Genomic DNA, 17,815 nt, shown 5'->3' with positions numbered 1-17,815 from the left:
TGTGATCCGCGCCGCGCGGGCGAATCCGGTGCCTATGATCGCGTCGTGTCCGAGATCCTCGAATCCCGTCCGCTCTCGCCGTGCGAGCGCTACTTCGCCCTGATGCACCGGATCGTCCCGGTGCACACGACGCTGATGGCACGGACGACGCGGGTGTTCCCGGTCGAGGACGTCCGACGTGCCTGGTCGGCGGTGTCCGCCACGCACCCTGCCCTGCGTTCGCGGATCGTCGACGGCGAGCTCCAGCTGCTGGCGGGCAGCGAGGCCGAGGTTCGGGTGTACGACACCCTGCACGCCGCACTCGCCGACAACGAGGCCGACCCGGTCGACCCGGAGCGGGCGCCGCTGCTCCGGCTGCTCTACATCCCGGGTGAGGCGTCCGCGGTCTGGATCGTCACCGGTCACCACGCGGTCGAGGACGGCAGCGGGGCGCTCAGCCTGCTCAAGCAGATCTTCCGCGAGCTCGACGTGCCCGGCAGCGTGCGGGTCGTCGACACCGCGCTGCCGCCGGCCGCCGACGCCGGCCTCCCGCCCGAGCTCCGCTGGCGCGAGCGCGGCCCGGAGTTCCGGGCCCGGCTGCGCGAGCTCGCCGAGAAGCGCCGGGCCGCGCCGCCCGTCGGCGCCGTCCCGGACCACCAGCGCCGTACCGGGGAACGCTCGGTGGACGGCGGGATCTGGTGGCTCGACGAGGACCAGTCCGCCGAGGTGCTGGCGATCACCAAGGCGGCCGGGGCCACGATGACCGGGCTCGCCGGGGCCCTCTGGGCCGAGGCGATCGCCGACCACGTGGTGCCCTCCGAGGGCAGCGACCCCGCGGACACCAGGATCCCGACGCTGGGGATCTCGATCCCGATCGACACCCGCAACCGGGTCGAGCCGAAGGTCGCGTACCAGAGGGTCGGCACCTACATCTCGATGCTCAACGCCACCGTCCCGGTGACCGGCGGGACGCTGGCCGATCGGGCCCGCGACGTCACCGACCAGATGCGCGCCGGGATCAGGAACGGCGAGCCGGAGCTGTTCTACGCGGTCCTCGGCACCGACGCGCTGCCGTTCTCGGAGAAGGGCGACGCCCGGATGCAGGCCCTCCAGGACGGGGCCCCGCAGGCGTTCGCGGTCAGCAACCTCGGCGTCATCGACGACACCGGCGACCCGGAGTGGGTCGACCGGATGTTCGGCACCTTCATCCCGATGCAGAACCAGGTCGCCTACATCGTGCCGTCGACCTACCGCGGGAAGACGACCCTGATGGTGAACGCCGACACCTACCGGCTGACCCCCGAGCTCGCCAAGAAGCTGCTCACCTGGCCGCTCCCGCTGGCCTCCGGCGAGCCCGAGTACGAGCCGGTCACCGGTTCCACGACTCCCACAGCTGGGCGTACGAACCGCCCGAGCTGACCAGCTCGTCGTGTGAGCCGAACTCGCTGATCCTGCCGTCCTCGACGACCGCGACCCGGTCCGCGTCGTGCGCGGAGAACAACCGGTGCGCGATCGCGATCACGGTCCGTCCCTCCAGGACGGCGGCCAGCGACCGCTCCAGGTGCCGGGCCGCGCGCGGGTCGATCAGCGAGGTCGCCTCGTCCAGGACCAGGGTGTGCGGATCCGCGAGCACCAACCGCGCGAGCGCGACCTGCTGGGCGTGCGCGGGGGAGAGCTCGACGCCGCCCGACCCGACCACGGTGTCCAGGCCGGCCGGCATCGCCCGGACCCAGTCGCCGGCGTCGACCGCGTCGAGCGCGGCGTACAGGCGCTCGTCGTCGGGGCCCCCCTCAGGGCCGAGCTCGTCGGGGTCGGCGTCCAGGGCGAGGGCGAGGTTGTCGCGCAGGGTGCCGACGAACACGTGGTGCTCCTGGGTGACCAGGGCGACGTGGCCGCGCAGCTCGTCCAGCGGCAGCTCGGTCAGCCCCACGCCGCCGACGGTGACCGAACCGGTCCGCGGCGGGTGGATGCCCGCGAGCAGGCGGCCCAGCGTCGACTTGCCGGCCCCGGACGGGCCGACCATCGCGATCCGCTCGCCGACCCCGATGTCCAGGTCCACGCCGTGCAGGACGTCGCGGCCCCCGGTGTAGCTGAACCGTACGTCGGCTGCGTCGATCTTCTCGCCGCGCGGGACCCGACCGGTGCTGACCCGGTCCTCGGGCACCTGGGCGACCCCGAGCAGCCGGGCCAGCGAGGCGGCGCCGACCTGGAGCTCGTCGAGGATGGAGACGACCCGGTCGACCGGGTCGATGAGCGCCTGCACGTAGAGCGTCGCCGCCGTGACGTCGCCCAGGCCGGCGTGCCCGTGCATGTACATCCACCCGCCGAGCAGCAGCGTGGCGACCGTCGGTATCAGGTAGGCGGTCTCGACGCTGGGGAAGAAGAGCGTCCGCAGCGACAGCGTGTACCGCTCGGCCCGGTAGGACTCCGCGATGTCGCCGTCGATCCGGTCGATCCGGGACTGCTGGAGCCCGAGCGCCTCGACGGTGCGGGCGCCCTCCACGGTCTCGGTCAGCGAGGCGTTGATGACCGAGTAGGTGCTGCCCTCCCAGAGGTAGCCGTCCTTGGCGCGCTTGAGGTACCAGCGCAGCGCGACCGCCAGCGGCGGCACCCCGAGCAGGCAGGGCAGCAGCACCCACCAGCCGACCAGCACCGCGGCGACGAGGGTGGCCGCCGCGGTGATCACGGCGACCGTCCACTCCGGGATCGCCCAGCGCACCGACCAGCCGAGCTGCTCGACGTCGCGGGAGGTCCGGGTGAGCAGGTCGCCGCTGCCGGCGCTCTCGACGACACCGATCGGCAGGTCGAGGGAGTTGTCGACGAAGTCCTCGCGCAGCTCGGCGAGGACCTGCTCCCCGAAGACCTGCGAGCGCTGCCGGGCGAACCGGGTCAGCACCGTCTGGAGCAGCACGAAGCCGGCCAGCACGGCGGCGATCGTGTCGACGTGCCGCACCGTGGTGCCGTCGTGGACGGCCTCGACCAGGTCGCCGAGCAGCCACGGTCCGGCCAGGCCGGCGGAGGCGGCCAGGACGTGCAGCAGCACCATCACGAGCACCGCGCCGCGGTGGCGGGCGTAGAGGCCGCGCAGGTACCGGCGCACCTCGGCACCGCCGGCCACGGGCAGCGCGTCCTGCGGCAGCGACTGCGCGGGCGGGACGGTCCGCAGCGTTGAATTCGGGGCGGTCACCGGGCCACCTCCTCGGCGATCTCGCGGGTCACCACGGCCCGGTAGCCCGGATGGGTGGCCAGCAGGTCGGCGTGCGTTCCGCGGGCGACGACGACGCCCTCGTCCAGGAACGCCACGACGTCGGCGCGGGCCAGCATCAGCGGGCTCGACGTGGTCACCACCGTCGTCCGGCCGGCGCGCGCCCGCGTCAGGCGGTCGGCGATCCGGGCCTCGGTGTGCGCGTCGACGGCCGACGTCGGCTCGACGAGGACCAGGATCTCCGGGTCGCGCGCCAGCGCGCGGGCGAGCACCAGCCGTTGCCGCTGACCGCCGGAGAAGGAGCGGCCCTTCTCGGTCACCACCGCGTCCAGCCGGTCGGGCAGGCCGTCGAGCACGTCGCCGGCGTCGGCCGTGTGCAGGGCGTCCTCGACCCCGTCCGGGTCGGTTCCGGTCAGCTGGTCGCCCAGCCGGCCGGCGAACAGCGTGGTGCCGGTGTCGGAGACGACGATCCGGTCGCGTACGACGGCCCGCGGCAGATCGGCCAGGCGGACACCGCCCCAGCGCACCTCGCCGTCGGTGAAGCGGCCGATCCGGTCCGCGACCAGGGCGGCCGCGGCCGGCGGGTCCGAGACGACGGCGGTGAGCAGGCCCGGCTCGACCCGCAGGCCGCTGGCCACGTCGACCAGGAGGCTGTCCAGGTCGGGCGCCTCGGCCGGCGAGGACGGGTCGCTGATCTCGGGGGTCAGCGAGAGCACCCGGACGATCCGCTTGGCCGAGACGTAGGCGCGGATCCACTTGTTGGCGGCCTCGGTCGCGGTGCGCAGCGGCAGCACCAGGAAGGCGGCGTACCCGTAGAAGGCGACGAGCTCGCCCGGGCTCAGGTCGCCCTGGACCGCGAACCGCGCGCCGAGCCAGACCACCACGACCACGAAGAAGCCCGGCAGGAAGACCTGGAGCGCGTCGAGCACCGACTGCAGGCCGGCGACCCGGACGCCGGCCCGGCGGACCTGCTGGGACTCGTTCCGGTAGCGCCGGCTGAACACGGCCTCGCCGCCGATCCCGCGGAGCACCCGCAGGCCGCTCACGATGTCGGTGGCGACGTTGGCGAGCTTGCCCATCATCTCGCGCTGCTCGAGCGTCCGGTGCTGGAGCGGTCGCAGCAGCGGGGCGAGCAGGACCAGCATCAGCGGCACGCCGATCAGCACGACGAGGCCGAGCGTCACCGAGGTCTGCAGCAGGATCACCGCGACGACGACGAAGGAGACCAGGGCACCCATCGCGCGGGCCAGGACGTCCATGGCGTTGCCGATGTGGGAGAGGTCGTTGGTGCCGATCGCGACGACCTCGCCGGTCGCGACCCGCTTCGACAGGGTGGCGCCCAGGTGCGTCGCCTGGCGGGAGACGAGCTGGACGACCCGGTAGGCGGCGGTCAGCCAGTTGGTGACGGCGTACCGGTGCCGCATGATCCCCGAGCCGGCCTGCGCGACCCCGATCAGGAACAGCACGCCCGCCCAGGTCCAGAGGGCCTGCGGGTCTTCCGCGGTGACGCCGGCGTCGATCGCCTTGCCGATCACGGCGGGGATCACCGCGCTGCAGGTCATCCAGACGACGCCGAAGACCATGGCCACCAGGATGGTGTGCCACTGCCCCCGGACGATCCAGCCGAGGAAGTGCCAGGGCCCCCTGGTGTCAGGGGTTCCGGGGTGGTCGAGGGGAAGGTGGCGCACCGCCCCACGTTACGAAACCGGTGAGGTCCGGAGCGAACGGTTTTCCGGCGCTCCGGAACCGGGGCGTCAGTCGTCGCCGACGGCGGGGTTGAGCCGGTGGAAGAGCAGGTGGTCCTGCCACCGTCCCTCGATCTTGAGGAACTTCGGCACCACCCCGTACGGCGTGAAGCCGTTGCGGCGCAGCACCGCCTGCGAGCTGACGTTGTGCAGCAGCGTGCCGGCCTCGACCCGGTGCAGCTCCAGCTCGTCGAACGCGATCCCGACGGCCTCCGCGACGGCCGCCGAGGCGAGCCCCTGTCCGGTGAACTTCTCGCCGAGCCAGTAGCCCAGCGTGGTCGACCGGAGCGCGCCGTAGGTGATCGCGTTCATGAAGAGCCGGCCCGCGATGGTGCCGTCCTCGGCCACGATCGCGAGCGGCCGGGCGGTGCCGCGCTCGTGACCCTCGAGCGCGACCTCGATCAGCCGCCGCTGCTCGGCCTCGGTGAAGAACACCGGCTCGCGGGCCGGGTCCCACGGACGCAGGAACTCCTCGTTGGTCCGGTACAGCTCGGCGATCTCCGCGGCGTCGTCGACCGTGACGAGGCGGGTGACACCCATCCTCAGCGCTGGTCCGCGCCGACGAGCTCGGGCTCCGGCTCCTCGTCGGCGGCCTCGATCACCGGGTCGCGGTCGAGCTTGCTCGGCCACCAGATCTTGCCGCCCAGGTCGAGGTTGATCGCGGTGACCAGGACGGAGCGGACGATCAGGGTGTCGATCAGGACGCCGAGCGCGACCGCGACCCCGAGCTCCGCGAGGAACACCAGGGGCAGGGTGCCGAGCACCAGGAAGGTCGCGGCCAGCACCAGACCGGCCGAGGTGATCACGCCACCGGTGGAGGAGAGCGCGATCAAGGAGCCCCGACGGGTGCCGAAGTTCTGCGTCTCCTCGCGCACCCGGGTCATCAGGAAGATGTTGTAGTCGATGCCCAGGGCGACCAGGAAGACGAAGGTGAACAAGGGGAATCCCGGATCGGCGTGCGCGAATCCCGCCCTGCTCTCGAACAGCGGGATCCGGGTGAACACCTCGGTGAACAGGATCGCCGAGATGCCGAGCGCCGACCCGAAGGACAGCACCACGGTGGCCATCAGGATCAGCGGCGCGACGAGGGCCCGCAGCAGGATCATGAGGATCAGGAAGACCACGAGCAGCACGATCGGCATGATCACGCGGTTGTCGCGCTCGGAGGCGAGCTTCGTGTCCAGGTAGAACGCCGACCCGCCGCCCACGCGGGCATCGGCGCCGTCGACCCCGTGCGCGGCAGCGCGCGCGTCCTTCACGATGCCGTAGGCCTGGGTGGAGGAGATGTCCGCCTCGACGGTTGCCTCGAAGTACGAGCGTCCGTCCCCGATGTCCTGCGGCTGCGTCGGCGTACCGAGCCCGTCGACGTCGGCTACGGCCGACTGCACGTCGTCGACCTGGTCGGAGTTGGCGACGATCTGGACCGTGTTGGAGGTGTCGGAGAGGCCGTGGTTGATGAGCAGGGCCTGACCCTGGATCGAGTCGAACCGCTTGGTGTAGGTCTCCTCGGTCGACAGGCCGGACGGGTCGAGCTTGAACAGTCCGAGGCAGCAGAGCAGCAGGATGCCGGTGGTGACGATCCACACGCGCCGCGGCTTCGGGCTGATCCAGCCGCCCACGCGGGCCCAGAAGCCGTGGCTGGTCGGCTCGTCGGAGCCGAAGGCCGGACGCTTCGGCCAGAACATCCAGCGGCCGAAGATCACCAGCAGGGCCGGCAGCAGGGTCACCATGATCACGAAGGTGACGCTGACGCCCACGGCGAGGACCGGCCCGAGCCCGGCCGTCGAGTTGAGGTCCGCGAAGGAGAGGCAGAGCAGTCCGATGACGACGGTCGCAGCACTCGCCAGGATGGCCGGGGCCGCGCGGTGGAGGGCGAACGCCATCGCCTCGTGCCGGTCCTCGTGACGGCGGAGCTCTTCCCGGTAGCGAGCGACCAGGAGGAGGGCGTAGTCCGTCCCGGCGCCGATCACCAGGATGCCCAGGATCGACTGACTCTGACCGTTGACGGTCAGGTCGGCGTACTTGGCGAGCAGGTACACCACGCCGCCGGAGATCATGTAGGCGAACCCGGCCGAGACGATCGGCAGGATCCACAGGATGGGGCTGCGGTAGGTGAACAGCAGGATGATGATGACGACGCCGAGCGTCGCGAAGATGAGGTTCGTGTCGATGCCCTTGAACGCCTCGGAGGCGTCAGCCGCCTGCCCGCCGTAGCCGGCGAGGTGCACCGTCACGCCGTCGCGCGCGGTGATGTCACGGACCTGGTCGGCCGCATCGGGGATGTCGATCCAGCCGTTCTTCCCGAAGTTGAAGGTGAACGCGATGTACGCGACCTCGCCGTCCTTCGAGACCAGCGGCGGCAGGTCCTGGCCCTGGGCGGTGAGGGCGGCGACCGCGTTCGGGGTGAGCACGCCCTTGTCGGTGACACCGTCGATCTCGGCGATCTTCTTGGCGTCCTCGTCCATCGCGGCGAGGTCCTCGGGAGTCAGTCCACCCGGCCGGTGGAAGACCACCAGCGTGGGGATGTCGTTGGGGTCGACGGTGCCGGTCAGCTCCTCGACCACCTTCGTCGACTCCGCGGACCCGGGGAGCCAGGAGGAGGCCTCGTTGTTCTGGACGTCGACCAGCTTGGCGTTGAGGGGTGCCATCAACGCGACGAGCACGATCGCGCCCACGAGGACGAACCACTTGGTGACGGGACTGGTCAGCTTGCCGGCGATCTGACGATGCATAGGGCCATTGTTAACAGAACACGCCGACATTGCGCCTCAGGGTTTTCCCCCATTTGCCGAAGCGGGGCTACCTCAGATCCGGTTGGCCCCGCGTGACCGTGACCGGGCCGTGACCTCGAGCCTCAGGTGGCCAGGTCCTCGACCACCTCGGCGCCCGGCAGCTCGGCCAGCAACCGACCCGGCAGGATGATCTTCGAGCCGCGGATCCCGCTGCCGATCAGCACCGGGTCGACCAGCGGGACGCGCGCGTCGATGAGCAGGCGCCACTGCGGCGGAAGGCCGATCGGGTTGATCCCGCCGTACTCCTGGCCGGTCTCGGCGACCGCGCGGTCGTGGTCCAGGAACGAGCACTTGCGCACGTCGAGCAGCCTCTTGACCCGGTTGTTCACATCGGCCCTGGTGTCCCCGCGGACCAGGCACGCCGCGATCCGTTCGGCACCGTCGCGCTTCCCCATCACCACCACGCAGTTCGCGCCCGACTCCCGCGGGACGCCGTACACGTCGACCGTCGCCGAGGTCTCGGCGAGCGCGGGGTCGATCTCCACGACGCCGACCTCGGCGCCGTGCTCCCAGGTCCGCAGCAGGTCCGCGACGGGAGCGCCGACGAGGTGCAGGTTGTCGAGCGCGGGGACCGTGGTGAGCTTCCCGAGCGTGTAGGTGGACATGCCATGCACCGTAAAGGGTGGGTTGGCGCCCGGGACACCTGCCGTCCACCTCGGCTGCGCAGCCTGGGGCCATGGCAGTGAGCTTCGCCCCGTACGCCGTCCGTCCCGCGGTGATCGCACACCGGGGTGCCAGCGGACACCGGCCCGAGCACACCCTGGCGGCGTACGAGCTGGCCTTCCGGCTCGGCGCCGACGCGATCGAGCTCGACCTGCAGTCCACCCGGGACGGTGTCGTGGTCTGCATGCACGACGTCGAGCTGTCCCGCACCACCGACGTGGCCTCGCGGCCCGAGCTCGCGCACCTGCGCCGCACCGTCCAGGTGGACGGTCAGCAGGTGACGGGCTGGTTCCTGCACGACCTCTCCTACCCGGAGCTCCGTGAGCTCCGCACCCGTGAGCGCTGGCAGCAGAAGCGGCCGGCGAGCGCGACCTTCGACGGACGCTGGCAGGTGCCGACGTTCGACGAGGTACTGGCCCTGGTCGACCGCGAGTCGGCCCGGTCCGGGGTGCGGCGACGGGTCTTCGCCGAGCTCAAGGAGGTCCGGCACCAGGTGGCGCACGGCCTCTGGCTCCCCGAGCTCGTCGCGGACCGGGCGCGCACCCGGCCCGACGTCACCTGGATCGGGTTCGAGGAGGAGGCCCTGCGAGCGTTGCCGGACCCTGCGCACCGCGTGCGGCTCTTCGACAAGGTGCCCGCCGTGAAGGACCTCGGCCAGGTGGCCGGGTACGCCTCCGGCATCGCCGTACGTCGCAAGGCCGTCGTCGCGCGCGAACCCGACGGTAGCACCGGGAAGCCGACCAAGCTGGTCGCCAGGGCGCACCGCCGCGGCCTCGACGTGCTCGTCTGGTCCCATCGCGCCGAGAACCAGCACCTGCCCACCGACTACCGCATCGGCAGCAATCCGCACGGGCACGGCGACGCGGTCGGCGAGGCGTCGCTGCTCTTCGACCAGGGCATCGACGGCCTGATCACCGACTTCCCCGAGCTCGCGGTCGCGGCCCGAAAGCTAAGCCGGCTGAGCACCGCCGGTTGAAGGAAGGCGCGCAGCGCCTGTCTCGAAACCCGCCCCCCGCCACCCCACCGCCGGTTGAGGAAGGCGCGCAGCGCCTGTCTCGAAACCTCCGCCCGTTGATTGAGGTCGCCCGCTCGCCGGTCCTGGACGATGGGGTGTGGCGGATCCGTATGCCAGTCGACTCGCGGCATGACCGGACGGCCGCAGCGCACGCTATGCGGCATGAGAGTGCGGTTCGACTCTGACTCAACGGGCGCATCCGTCCGCCGCCTCGGAGGTCTGGTGGTGGTCCCATCCGGTGCGGGCGTAGCCTCAAGACTGATACGGCGTCACCAGTTGGCTGCCCGAATCACCTCGGAAACGGCGGGCCGCCGCTGCACCGCATCTCGCGTGCTCCATTGGGAGCAACGCATTGGCTTGGCGGCGGTCGGTCGACTTGACCATTCATCGTCCGGAGCTCAGACAGCCCCGAGCGGTCGCTTGTCGCGCTAGGGATGAACGCCGATGGAGAACCCGAACCCCGCTGCCGACGAGCGCGACCGTGCTGCGGACCGCCGCGAGCAGGCTGCGGACCGCCGCGAGACGAGGCAGACCGAGCGGGAACGCTCGGCCGACCGCGCTGCTGACGAACGGGACCGTGCCGCCGATGACCGAGACCGCGCTGCCGACGAACGGGACCGTGCCGCCGATGACCGAGACCGTGCTGCCGACGAACGGGACCAGGTGATCGACAACCCCCACTACCTGCCCCCCCGGGTGATCCCGCCGCCAGCGTCGCCGCAGCGAACCGATACCCCATGGTCAGGGTAGGTTCGGCCGAAAAGGTGGGCACGGACCATGGGTGGGCGTCACTCACCGACGGCGAGCTGCGCGTCGTGGCCGCTGTGGCCCAGGGGATGAGCAATCGCAGTATCGCAAAGCAGCTCTACCTCTCCCGCCATACCGTGGATGCCCATCTCAAGCACGTCTACCTCAAGCTCGACATCCACACGCGGGTCCAGCTGACCTTGCTGGCCCTGCAGCACGGCGCTTAGCTGTTCAAGGCGCACCGCGTCGACAGGGTGTGACCGCTCGCTCATCGGCATGAGCGGGCACTTCACGCTGGGTTTCGAGAAGGTTGGTGCGCCGCTTCGACCACCGGCTGGGTGAACTCACGTCCGTCTGCTGAAGGTGACTTTGCCGTTCTTGCCGGTCTTCATCTGGTAGCGGGCGTCGTGGGCGAGGGTGTGGTGGCGGGGGCAGAGCAGCCTGCCGTGTTCGATGTCGGTGGGTCCGCCGCGACTCCACGGGATGCCGTGGTGGGCGTGGCACATCCCTGGGGGCCAGTCACATCCTTCGGCGGTGCAGCCACCGTCCCGTCTGCCCAGGACGATGCGCTGGGCTTCGGTGTGGAAGCGGGTCTTGCGGCCGAGGTCGAGGACCTGGGACTTGCCGCCCAGGACGGCCGGGATGATCCCGGCCTCGCAGGCCAGCCGTCGGGCCTCGCCGGCGGTGATGCGGTCCCCGGTGTCCAGGGTCGCGACCGTGTCGGCGCCCAGGAGGGCGTCCATCGTCATCGTGACCACGACCGTGGCGGCGATGCCGCCGGCTTTCGGGGCGTCGCGGCGGGTCTCGACGTACTCGATGAACGCCTGGCCCAAGCGCAATGGCCGTCCGACCTTCTCCCCGGCGGTGCCCTCGACCGCGGCCCGGTGCTTGGGGGCGGCCAGGGCTTCGAGGTGGCGGGCCAGCATCTGCCCGACCAGGACCGGGATCTTGAACCTGCCCACCATCGAGCCGTGCCCGTCGGGGTTCATCGTGAGGGAGGCCGTCTCGCGTGCCCGCTGCTCCTCGCCCTCCAGGAACTTGCGTTCGTGCTCTTCGGCGACCTCGGGGGCGACGACCTCCAGGATCCGACGGCCCAGGAACCGCAGCTCTTTGGGGTCGTGGTGCTCGGCCAGCGCGACCAGGTGTGCCTCGGCCTCGGCTTTGACCGCGGGCTCGACGATCTCGCTCGGGAGCGCGTCGACGGCATCGAGAATCACTGCCGCCTGCTCGGTCGAGACGGCACCGGCGTTCATCGCGTCGGTGGTCGCGGCATGTCCTGCGTCGTCGAGGCGACCGGCCAACCGGACCTGGCGGTGCGCGGCCGGCTTCGTCGTACGGGTCGCGTTGGCCCACCAGCCGGCGGTGTTCGCCGCCCCCAGCGGGTCGCCGACCTGGTGGCGGTCTGCTTCGGCCAGCAGCCGCAGTTCCAGGGCGTCCAGACGGCGCTTGGCCGTTGCGAGCGCGGGGAGGAGATCGGTGAGGTCGGCGGGGGTCAGGGACCAGGTCGGAGCAGCGCCGTGCTCATCGAGCAACCCACCCAGAGCAGAGACCAGCTGCGCCACCGGATGCGGTGGCGCGGTGGTCAGGGAGCCCGAGGTCATGGATACAGATTAGGAACCGGCGCCGACAGTTTCGTGCCGGTTCTCGCGTTGTCCACAGCGGGTTTCGAGACAGGCGCTGCGCGCCTTCCTCAACCGGCGGGGGGTGGGTTTCGAGACAGGCGCTGCGCGCCTTCCTCAACCGGCGGGGGTGGGTTTCGAGACAGGCGCTGCGCGCCTTCCTCAACCAACGGGGGGTGGCGGCGGCGGGGGTGGGTTTCGGTCGGTTCCTCGTCCTGAACCCGTAGACGACCTCCCGCTCAGCGCGGCAGGGGGTTCGGGCCGGTCGCGGTCACGAGCCGCTGGGGCACCCAGTCGTCGACGTGGTGGAACCCGTCCTCGAACGGGCCGGCATCGAGCTCGACGGATGCCCGCAGCGAGAGCCGGTAGAACTTCACGTGGGTGAAGTCCTCCATGAGGATGTAGGCGGGGTCGGGGGTGCTGTTCGGGCCCTGGAACTGCTGTCCCGTCAGGACCGCCTTGTGGGCTTCGACGAACGCGTCGAAGGTGTCGTCGCCGACCACGACGCCGAGGTGCTCCAACTGAGATGGGACGGCCGTTCCAGACGTTCTCGCGGTTGGCGACCGCGTGGCGTTCGAGAAGGGTCCGCACCTGGACGTACTGGTCCCACTCCGGCACCCGGAAGGCGACGTGGCTGAGCGGGTACGGGCTGATGTCGATGCCCCGGTCGAGGAGGCGGTCGCGCTGCTGCGCGGCGAACGCCCCGTAATCCCCGATGATGTCGCGCACGGGATCGGCCATCGCCGCCTCCTTCCGGCCGCCATCGTACGTCGACGCGGTGCCGCCGACCGCGGTGTCTGCGCCCGGGTACTCAGCCGACCCGGGGACCGTGACGGATCCGCCGGCCGCCCGCCGCCGGAAGGCTGGAGTCATGCGCACTTTCTGGCAACGCATCCGCTGGGTCGAGGTCGTGCTCGGCGCCGCTGTCTGGGCAGGGGTCTACCTCGAGGTCTGGGTCCTGCTCCGCTACTTCCCGGCCGACCTTCCCGACTGCGCGTCCACGGCGATGTTCGGCTGCACGGACTGGACCGCCTTCGGCGTCACCCTGCTGAGCCTGCCGCTCTGGTACGCCGCGTGGTCGCTCGTGCTGCGCCGGCGCGGTCAGGGCTGGGGATGGGCGCTGGCGACACCGCTGGTGGTCTCGGTGTGCTCGTGGCGGCTCGCCGGGCTCGCGCCGGACGTGGTTCCGGGGGTGCTGCCGGTGCTCAGCTGTGTCGTCGTCGCGGCGACCTGGAGCGCGATCCCGACCCGTGACTAGAAGAGTGCGACGTCCTCGGGCTGCGGCTTCCGGGATGCGCCGCCCTTGCCGGTAAGGGTGTCGACCGCGGCGCCGCCGATGCCCTTGACGAGCTTGGCGCCGGGGATGACGTCGAGCTGGCCGACGGTGGCGCCGACCAGGGCCTGGACCTGCTGGACGGCGTCGCGCGCGACCCGGATGTCCTCCTGGGTGGCGGGCAGGGTCTCGATCACGGGCAGCATCTTCTTCATGCCCTGGGCGGTCTTGTCGACGGTCGGCAGGATCTTCGCGATCTGCGCGGCGGCGCTGTCCAGGTGGCCGCTGACGACGGCGAGCTGGGTGAGCGTGGACTCGGTGATCCGCATGACCCGGCGTACGTCGTCGATGAGGCCGGCGTCGACGGCGTTGCCGAGCGCGACCACGAGCGGGCGCGCGTCGCGCAGGAAGCCGATCGACTCGTCCAGGAAGGTCTCGGCCTTGCCGGTCATCCGGATCGTGTACTCGATGCCGTCGGTGCTGAGCGTGACCAGCGCGCCCGCGAAGGTGACCACGGCTCGGGTCACCGGGGGCTGGTCCTGCCAGTCGTCGGTCATGCCGGGAATCTATCCCGGGGCGGGGCCGGCCCCGCGTGCCGGGGCGGACCGCGGACACGGACCGGGACGGTCCCGAAACCGGCCAAATCCGTCTAGACCGACCCGGCGGGGCCCTCTGCCGGGCTGCCATGATCGAGCGGAAGCCTCTCGGGCAGAGGGCTGCGTGGGGGAGTCCAGCGGCACATCCGCAGCGCCTCCTCCGTGGCTCGACGCACGACCGCCTGGGAGGAGCGAGCGTGTCGATCTTTCTGTACCGCCTCGGGGGCACCATCGCGCGCCACCGCTGGACTTTCGTGGCCGGCTGGCTCCTGCTGCTGTTCCTCGCCGTGGGCGGTTCCCGGCTGCTCGGCGACGAGTACGACGACTCGGTCGCGATCCCGGGCACGGAGTCCCAGCAGGGCCAGGACGTGCTCAGCGACCGGTTCGGGCTCACCGGGGCCAACGGGCAGGTCCTGTTCACCGCGTCCACCGGCAGGATCACCGACCAGCAGAGCTCCTCCGACGTCGCCGCGCTGGTGAAGCGGATCGGCGACGTGAAGGGCGTCGCGATCAGCAACCCGCTCACCGCCTCGCCGCTGGTGGTCTCCGCCGACGGCTCCGCCACGATCGGCCAGCTCCGGTTCGCCGACAAGGTGCCGTCCGAGGAGGTCCTCGACGCGGTCGTGACCGCTGCGGAGCCGCCGCCCGGCTCGGTGGTGGAGACCTCGGTCGGCGGCGACGCCTACAAGCCGAACAGCGACCCGAGCAAGATCCCGGAGCTCCTCGGCCTGCTGGTCTCCTTCATGATCCTGGCGATCACCTTCGGCGCCTTCCTGCCCGCCGGGATGCCGATCCTGAACTCGCTGGTCGGGGTCTTCGTGACGCTGGGCTCGGTGGTGCTGGTCTCGCGGGTGGCGACGGTGTCGAGCAACGCCCCGACGCTGGCCGAGATGCTCGGCCTGGCGGTCGGGATCGACTACGCCCTGTTCCTGCTCTCCCGCCACCGCCGCCACCTGGGCGAAGGCCTGTCGCCGACCGAGTCGATGTCGCGCGCCCTGGCCACCGCGGGCAGCGCGGTCGTCTTCGCCGGCGCCACCGTCGTGATCGCGCTCGCCGGCTTGTCGGTCGCGAAGATCCCGGTGCTCACGGTGATGGGTCTCGCCGCGGCGGCCGCGGTGACCATCGCGGTGGTCGTCGCGCTGACCCTGCTCCCGGCGATCGCCCTCCTGCTCGGGGAGCGGCTGCGCCCGAAGGTGCGGACGAAGCCGGAGAAGGACACCGCGGAGAAGGACACCGCGGAGAAGGGCACCGCCAGGAAGGCTCGCAAGCCGGCCTCCGAGCGGGTCCCGTTCAGCACCCGCTGGGTCCGGGGCGCGACGAAGGTGCCGGTGCTCACCATCGTCGCGGTGCTGGTCGTCCTCGGCATCGCCGCCGTCCCGGCGGCGAGCATGCGGCTGGCGCTGCCCGACAACAGCACCGCGCCGGAGGACACCACCGCGCGGCAGACGTACGACGAGATCACCGCCGAGTTCGGGGAGGGCTACAACTCGCCGCTCTCCGTGGCCGTCGACGTGATCGCGAACACCGACCCGAAGCAGGCCGTCGCGAACCTGTCCGCGGCGATCCAGAAGGTCCCCGACGTCGTCGCGATCACCCAGGAGACCCCGAACGCGGGCGGCGACACCGGCCTGGTCCAGGTGGTGCCGCGAGCCGGGCAGACGGCCGCGTCGACCAAGGCGCTGGTGCAGGAGCTGCGCGCCCGCGCCCCCGGCTGGGAGAAGCAGTACGACGTCAGCCACATCCTCGTGACCGGCCAGACGGCCATCAACATCGACGTCTCCAGCAAGCTGGCCGGTGCGCTGCTGCCGTTCGCGGCGATCGTGATCGGGCTGTCGCTGATCCTGCTGATGATCGTCTTCCGCTCGATCGCCGTCCCGATCAAGGCGACGCTCGGGTACCTGCTGTCCGTCGGCGTCGCGCTGGGCGCGGTGGTCGCGGCGTTCCAGTGGGGCTGGCTCGACCCGCTGCTGTCCAGCAGCGCCGGCCCGATCGTGAGCTTCCTGCCGATCTTCGTGATGGGCGTGCTGTTCGGCCTGGCGATGGACTACGAGATGTTCCTGGTCTCGGCGATGCGGGAGGAGTACGTCCGCACCGACGACCCGGAGCAGGCCGTCTACGGCGGCTTCCGCGCCTCCTCCAAGGTCGTCACCGCGGCCGCGCTGATCATGACGAGCGTCTTCGTCGCGTTCATCCCGGGCGGCAGCAGCACGATCCAGCCGATCGCGCTCGGTCTCGCGGTCGGCGTGCTGGTGGACGCGTTCATCGTCCGGATGACGTTGGTGCCGGCCGTGCTGATCCTGCTCGGCCGGCACGCCTGGTGGCTGGCGGGCTGGCTCGACCGGCTGCTGCCCGAGGTCGACGTCGAAGGTGCCGCGCTGCACCGCAAGGTGGAGTTCGACACCTGGAAGGAGACTCACGGCGACGTGGCCCTGCTGGCCCGCGACCTGGTCGTCGGCGACGGCGACATGCCCCTGCAGGTCGAGGGCCGGCCGGGCGCCGTGACGCAGGTGCTGGTCCCGGACGGCGTCGACGCGCGCTCGCTGGCGCACGTCCTCGCCGGCCGGGCCCGGCAGCGGTCCGGCGAGCTGGTGGTCGCCGGCTGCCTGCTCCCGGAGCAGCGCGAGGCGGTCAACCAGCTCGCCACCCTGATCGACGTCGGTGGCCCGCCGCCCGCCGGCCCCGTCGAGGACGCGGTCGAGGCGCGCGCCCGGCTGGTCAGCTTCTCGCCGGGGCAGCGCCGCGACTACACCCGCCGCGCCACCGACCTGCTCGACGAGCTGAGGGTGCGGCTCGACGGTCCGGGACAAGGAGCCGGCGGCGGGTTCGAGCAGGCCGTCGTCGACGCGGCGCTGGCGCTCGCCGCCGACGTCCGGGTGGTCGTCCTGCTCGGTGCCGACGACCCGTCGGCCGGGCAGCGCAGCGGCCTGAACGCGCTGGCCCGCGAGCTCGCCGGACGCGGCGTCTCGGTCGCCGTCGTCGAGCCCCGGCGGGTGGTGCCGCCGCCGCGCCGCAGTTCCGAGCCCGCCGGCAGCCACGCGGGCGTTCCCGTCGACCACGGATCGAGGTCCTGACCATGAGCGAGACCGCCGCCGCGCCGGGACCCCGGCACCGCTGGACCCGGCAGCGTGGGATCAGGGTGGTGGTCGTCGGGCTGCTGCTGCCGCTGCTGGCCGCCCTGGTGCTCGTCTGGGCGACCTGGGACCGGCGTACCGAGTTCGACAAGATCCCGGTCGCCGTGGTGAACAACGACCAGGTCGTCACCTCGCCGACGACGGTGGCCGCGGGCCGCGAGCTCGCGGGCTCGCTGACCGACCCGTCGTCCTCGGACCCGACGGGCTCCGACGTCCAGCTCTCCTGGAAGCTCACGGACAGCGACGACGCGACGGCGGGCCTGCGCAGCGGCGAGTACTACGCGGTCCTCACCATCCCGAAGGACTTCTCCAAGCAGATCGTCTCCACCAGCGGTGACGACCCGGAGCGAGGGCAGATCCGGCTGGAGAGCAACGCCGCCGCCAGCGAGTCGGTGCCGTTCCTGAGCCTGCAGGTGGCGGCGGCCGCGGCGACCGCGCTCGGCAACCAGTCCACCCAGGGCTACCTGAAGAACGTGTACGGCGGCTTCAACCAGATCGCCCAGTCCAACCAGAAGGCCGCGACCAGCGCCGGCCAGCTCGCCACCGGGACCGGTCAGCTCTCCGAGGGTGCCGCGCAGCTCGACGACGGCGCGAACACGCTGGCCGGCAGCATGGCCCGGCTCGCCTCGGGCGCCGACGACCTGCAGTCCGGGACCGCGGAGGTCAGTAGCGGCAGCAGCGAGGTCGCCCGCGGCGCGAACGCCGTGTCGCAGGGCGCCCGCAAGGTCGACCAGGCGGCCGGCAAGCTGGCCGGCGGGGCGGACAAGGTCGCGGACCGCGGCGCCACCTTCGCCACCCGGGCCGGTCAGGCGGCACGGCTCGCGACCGGGGTCTCCGAGGGTGCCGCCCGGGTCTCGTCGGGTGCCGCCGGGCTCGCCACCGCCCTCGACCAGCTCGCCCAGCAGTGCGCCGGGTCGGGCGCGTCGGCGGCCTTCTGCGCCCAGCTCGACGGCATCAGCTCCCAGGCGGGCACGCACGCGACCGGCGCCGGCGAGCTCGCCCGCGGCGCGCAGGCCTCCGCCCGCGCCGACGACGCGCTCGCCTCCGGGG

At 71.7% G+C, this 17,815-nt stretch carries 14 protein-coding genes; 6 read left to right on the top strand and 8 right to left on the bottom strand.

Translation table 11 applies throughout. The features are described 5' to 3' along the window. Positions 1-45: 45 nt before the first annotated feature. On the top strand, positions 46-1,398 hold the full coding sequence (locus tag AB4Y76_RS10130) for a phthiocerol/phthiodiolone dimycocerosyl transferase family protein (RefSeq protein WP_441924767.1): 1,353 nt from the start codon (positions 46-48) through the stop codon (positions 1,396-1,398). On the opposite strand, the gene AB4Y76_RS10125 is transcribed toward AB4Y76_RS10130, so the two are convergent. The 5 genes from AB4Y76_RS10125 to AB4Y76_RS10105 all read right to left on the bottom strand — a co-directional run bounded on the left by AB4Y76_RS10125 (position 1,349) and on the right by AB4Y76_RS10105 (position 8,326). Next, positions 1,349-3,166, bottom strand: coding sequence for an ABC transporter ATP-binding protein (locus AB4Y76_RS10125; protein WP_441924765.1), 1,818 nt, complete (start codon positions 3,164-3,166; stop codon positions 1,349-1,351). The two genes, AB4Y76_RS10130 and AB4Y76_RS10125, sit on opposite strands and share 50 nt — an antisense overlap. Continuing rightward, positions 3,163-4,872 carry an ABC transporter ATP-binding protein gene (locus AB4Y76_RS10120; protein ID WP_441924763.1) on the bottom strand — a complete coding sequence of 570 codons (1,710 nt, stop codon included), beginning with the start codon at positions 4,870-4,872 and terminating at the stop codon, positions 3,163-3,165. The genes AB4Y76_RS10125 and AB4Y76_RS10120 overlap by 4 nt, the downstream gene beginning before the upstream one ends. 66 nt (positions 4,873-4,938) lie before the next feature. Further along, complete coding sequence (locus tag AB4Y76_RS10115; RefSeq protein ID WP_441924761.1) at positions 4,939-5,469, bottom strand: GNAT family N-acetyltransferase; 531 nt, start codon at positions 5,467-5,469, stop codon at positions 4,939-4,941. A gap of 2 nt (positions 5,470-5,471) precedes the next feature. Beyond that, positions 5,472-7,661, bottom strand: a complete 2,190-nt coding sequence (locus tag AB4Y76_RS10110; RefSeq protein ID WP_441924759.1) for an MMPL family transporter — start codon at positions 7,659-7,661, stop codon at positions 5,472-5,474. A 122-nt stretch (positions 7,662-7,783) separates the two neighbouring features. Then, positions 7,784-8,326 carry a YbaK/EbsC family protein gene (locus tag AB4Y76_RS10105; RefSeq protein ID WP_441924758.1) on the bottom strand — a complete coding sequence of 181 codons (543 nt, stop codon included), beginning with the start codon at positions 8,324-8,326 and terminating at the stop codon, positions 7,784-7,786. A 71-nt stretch (positions 8,327-8,397) separates the two neighbouring features. Between AB4Y76_RS10105 and AB4Y76_RS10100 the strand changes: the two genes are divergently transcribed. Together AB4Y76_RS10100 and AB4Y76_RS10095 are read left to right on the top strand one after the other, a co-directional pair. Next, positions 8,398-9,360: a glycerophosphodiester phosphodiesterase family protein gene (locus AB4Y76_RS10100; RefSeq protein ID WP_441924756.1), complete on the top strand. Its 963-nt coding sequence runs from the start codon at positions 8,398-8,400 to the stop codon at positions 9,358-9,360. A gap of 776 nt (positions 9,361-10,136) precedes the next feature. Further along, positions 10,137-10,373: a response regulator transcription factor gene (locus tag AB4Y76_RS10095; protein WP_441924754.1), complete on the top strand. Its 237-nt coding sequence runs from the start codon at positions 10,137-10,139 to the stop codon at positions 10,371-10,373. A 117-nt stretch (positions 10,374-10,490) separates the two neighbouring features. Here the strand turns inward: AB4Y76_RS10095 and AB4Y76_RS10090 are convergent, their stop codons facing one another. Next, positions 10,491-11,747 carry a DUF222 domain-containing protein gene (locus AB4Y76_RS10090; RefSeq protein ID WP_441924752.1) on the bottom strand — a complete coding sequence of 419 codons (1,257 nt, stop codon included), beginning with the start codon at positions 11,745-11,747 and terminating at the stop codon, positions 10,491-10,493. Between the two features lie 257 nt (positions 11,748-12,004). Next, the gene (locus tag AB4Y76_RS10085; protein ID WP_441924750.1) at positions 12,005-12,286 is read right to left on the bottom strand and encodes a hypothetical protein; all 282 of its coding nucleotides are present in this window, start codon (positions 12,284-12,286) and stop codon (positions 12,005-12,007) included. Positions 12,287-12,636: 350 nt separating this feature from the next. Here AB4Y76_RS10085 and AB4Y76_RS10080 point away from each other — a divergent pair, with 350 nt between their 5' ends. Then, positions 12,637-13,023: a hypothetical protein gene (locus tag AB4Y76_RS10080; protein WP_441924748.1), complete on the top strand. Its 387-nt coding sequence runs from the start codon at positions 12,637-12,639 to the stop codon at positions 13,021-13,023. On the opposite strand, the gene AB4Y76_RS10075 is transcribed toward AB4Y76_RS10080, so the two are convergent. Continuing rightward, positions 13,020-13,595, bottom strand: a complete 576-nt coding sequence (locus AB4Y76_RS10075) for a hypothetical protein (RefSeq protein ID WP_441924746.1) — start codon at positions 13,593-13,595, stop codon at positions 13,020-13,022. The genes AB4Y76_RS10080 and AB4Y76_RS10075 overlap by 4 nt on opposite strands. 236 nt (positions 13,596-13,831) lie before the next feature. Here AB4Y76_RS10075 and AB4Y76_RS10070 point away from each other — a divergent pair, with 236 nt between their 5' ends. After that, positions 13,832-16,705, top strand: a complete 2,874-nt coding sequence (locus tag AB4Y76_RS10070; protein ID WP_441924744.1) for an MMPL family transporter — start codon at positions 13,832-13,834, stop codon at positions 16,703-16,705. A gap of 2 nt (positions 16,706-16,707) precedes the next feature. Beyond that, positions 16,708-17,815, top strand: a 1,108-nt coding sequence (locus AB4Y76_RS10065; protein WP_441924742.1) for a YhgE/Pip family protein, incomplete at its 3' end; no start/stop codon positions are given.

Source organism: Marmoricola sp. RAF53 (assembly GCF_052114005.1).
Taxonomy (GTDB): domain Bacteria; phylum Actinomycetota; class Actinomycetes; order Propionibacteriales; family Nocardioidaceae; genus Marmoricola.
This window is presented reverse-complemented; position numbering and strand designations above follow the sequence as displayed.

What these genes read in the sequence shown, in the direction of transcription:
- AB4Y76_RS10115 (WP_441924761.1), bottom strand. Translation starts at nt 5,469, where the DNA reads ATGGGTGTCACCCGCCTCGTCACGGTCGACGACGCCGCGGAGATCGCC.
- AB4Y76_RS10110 (WP_441924759.1), bottom strand. Translation starts at nt 7,661, where the DNA reads ATGCATCGTCAGATCGCCGGCAAGCTGACCAGTCCCGTCACCAAGTGG.
- AB4Y76_RS10105 (WP_441924758.1), bottom strand. Translation starts at nt 8,326, where the DNA reads ATGTCCACCTACACGCTCGGGAAGCTCACCACGGTCCCCGCGCTCGAC.
- AB4Y76_RS10100 (WP_441924756.1), top strand. Translation starts at nt 8,398, where the DNA reads ATGGCAGTGAGCTTCGCCCCGTACGCCGTCCGTCCCGCGGTGATCGCA.
- AB4Y76_RS10095 (WP_441924754.1), top strand. Translation starts at nt 10,137, where the DNA reads ATGGTCAGGGTAGGTTCGGCCGAAAAGGTGGGCACGGACCATGGGTGG.
- AB4Y76_RS10090 (WP_441924752.1), bottom strand. Translation starts at nt 11,747, where the DNA reads ATGACCTCGGGCTCCCTGACCACCGCGCCACCGCATCCGGTGGCGCAG.
- AB4Y76_RS10080 (WP_441924748.1), top strand. Translation starts at nt 12,637, where the DNA reads ATGCGCACTTTCTGGCAACGCATCCGCTGGGTCGAGGTCGTGCTCGGC.
- AB4Y76_RS10075 (WP_441924746.1), bottom strand. Translation starts at nt 13,595, where the DNA reads ATGACCGACGACTGGCAGGACCAGCCCCCGGTGACCCGAGCCGTGGTC.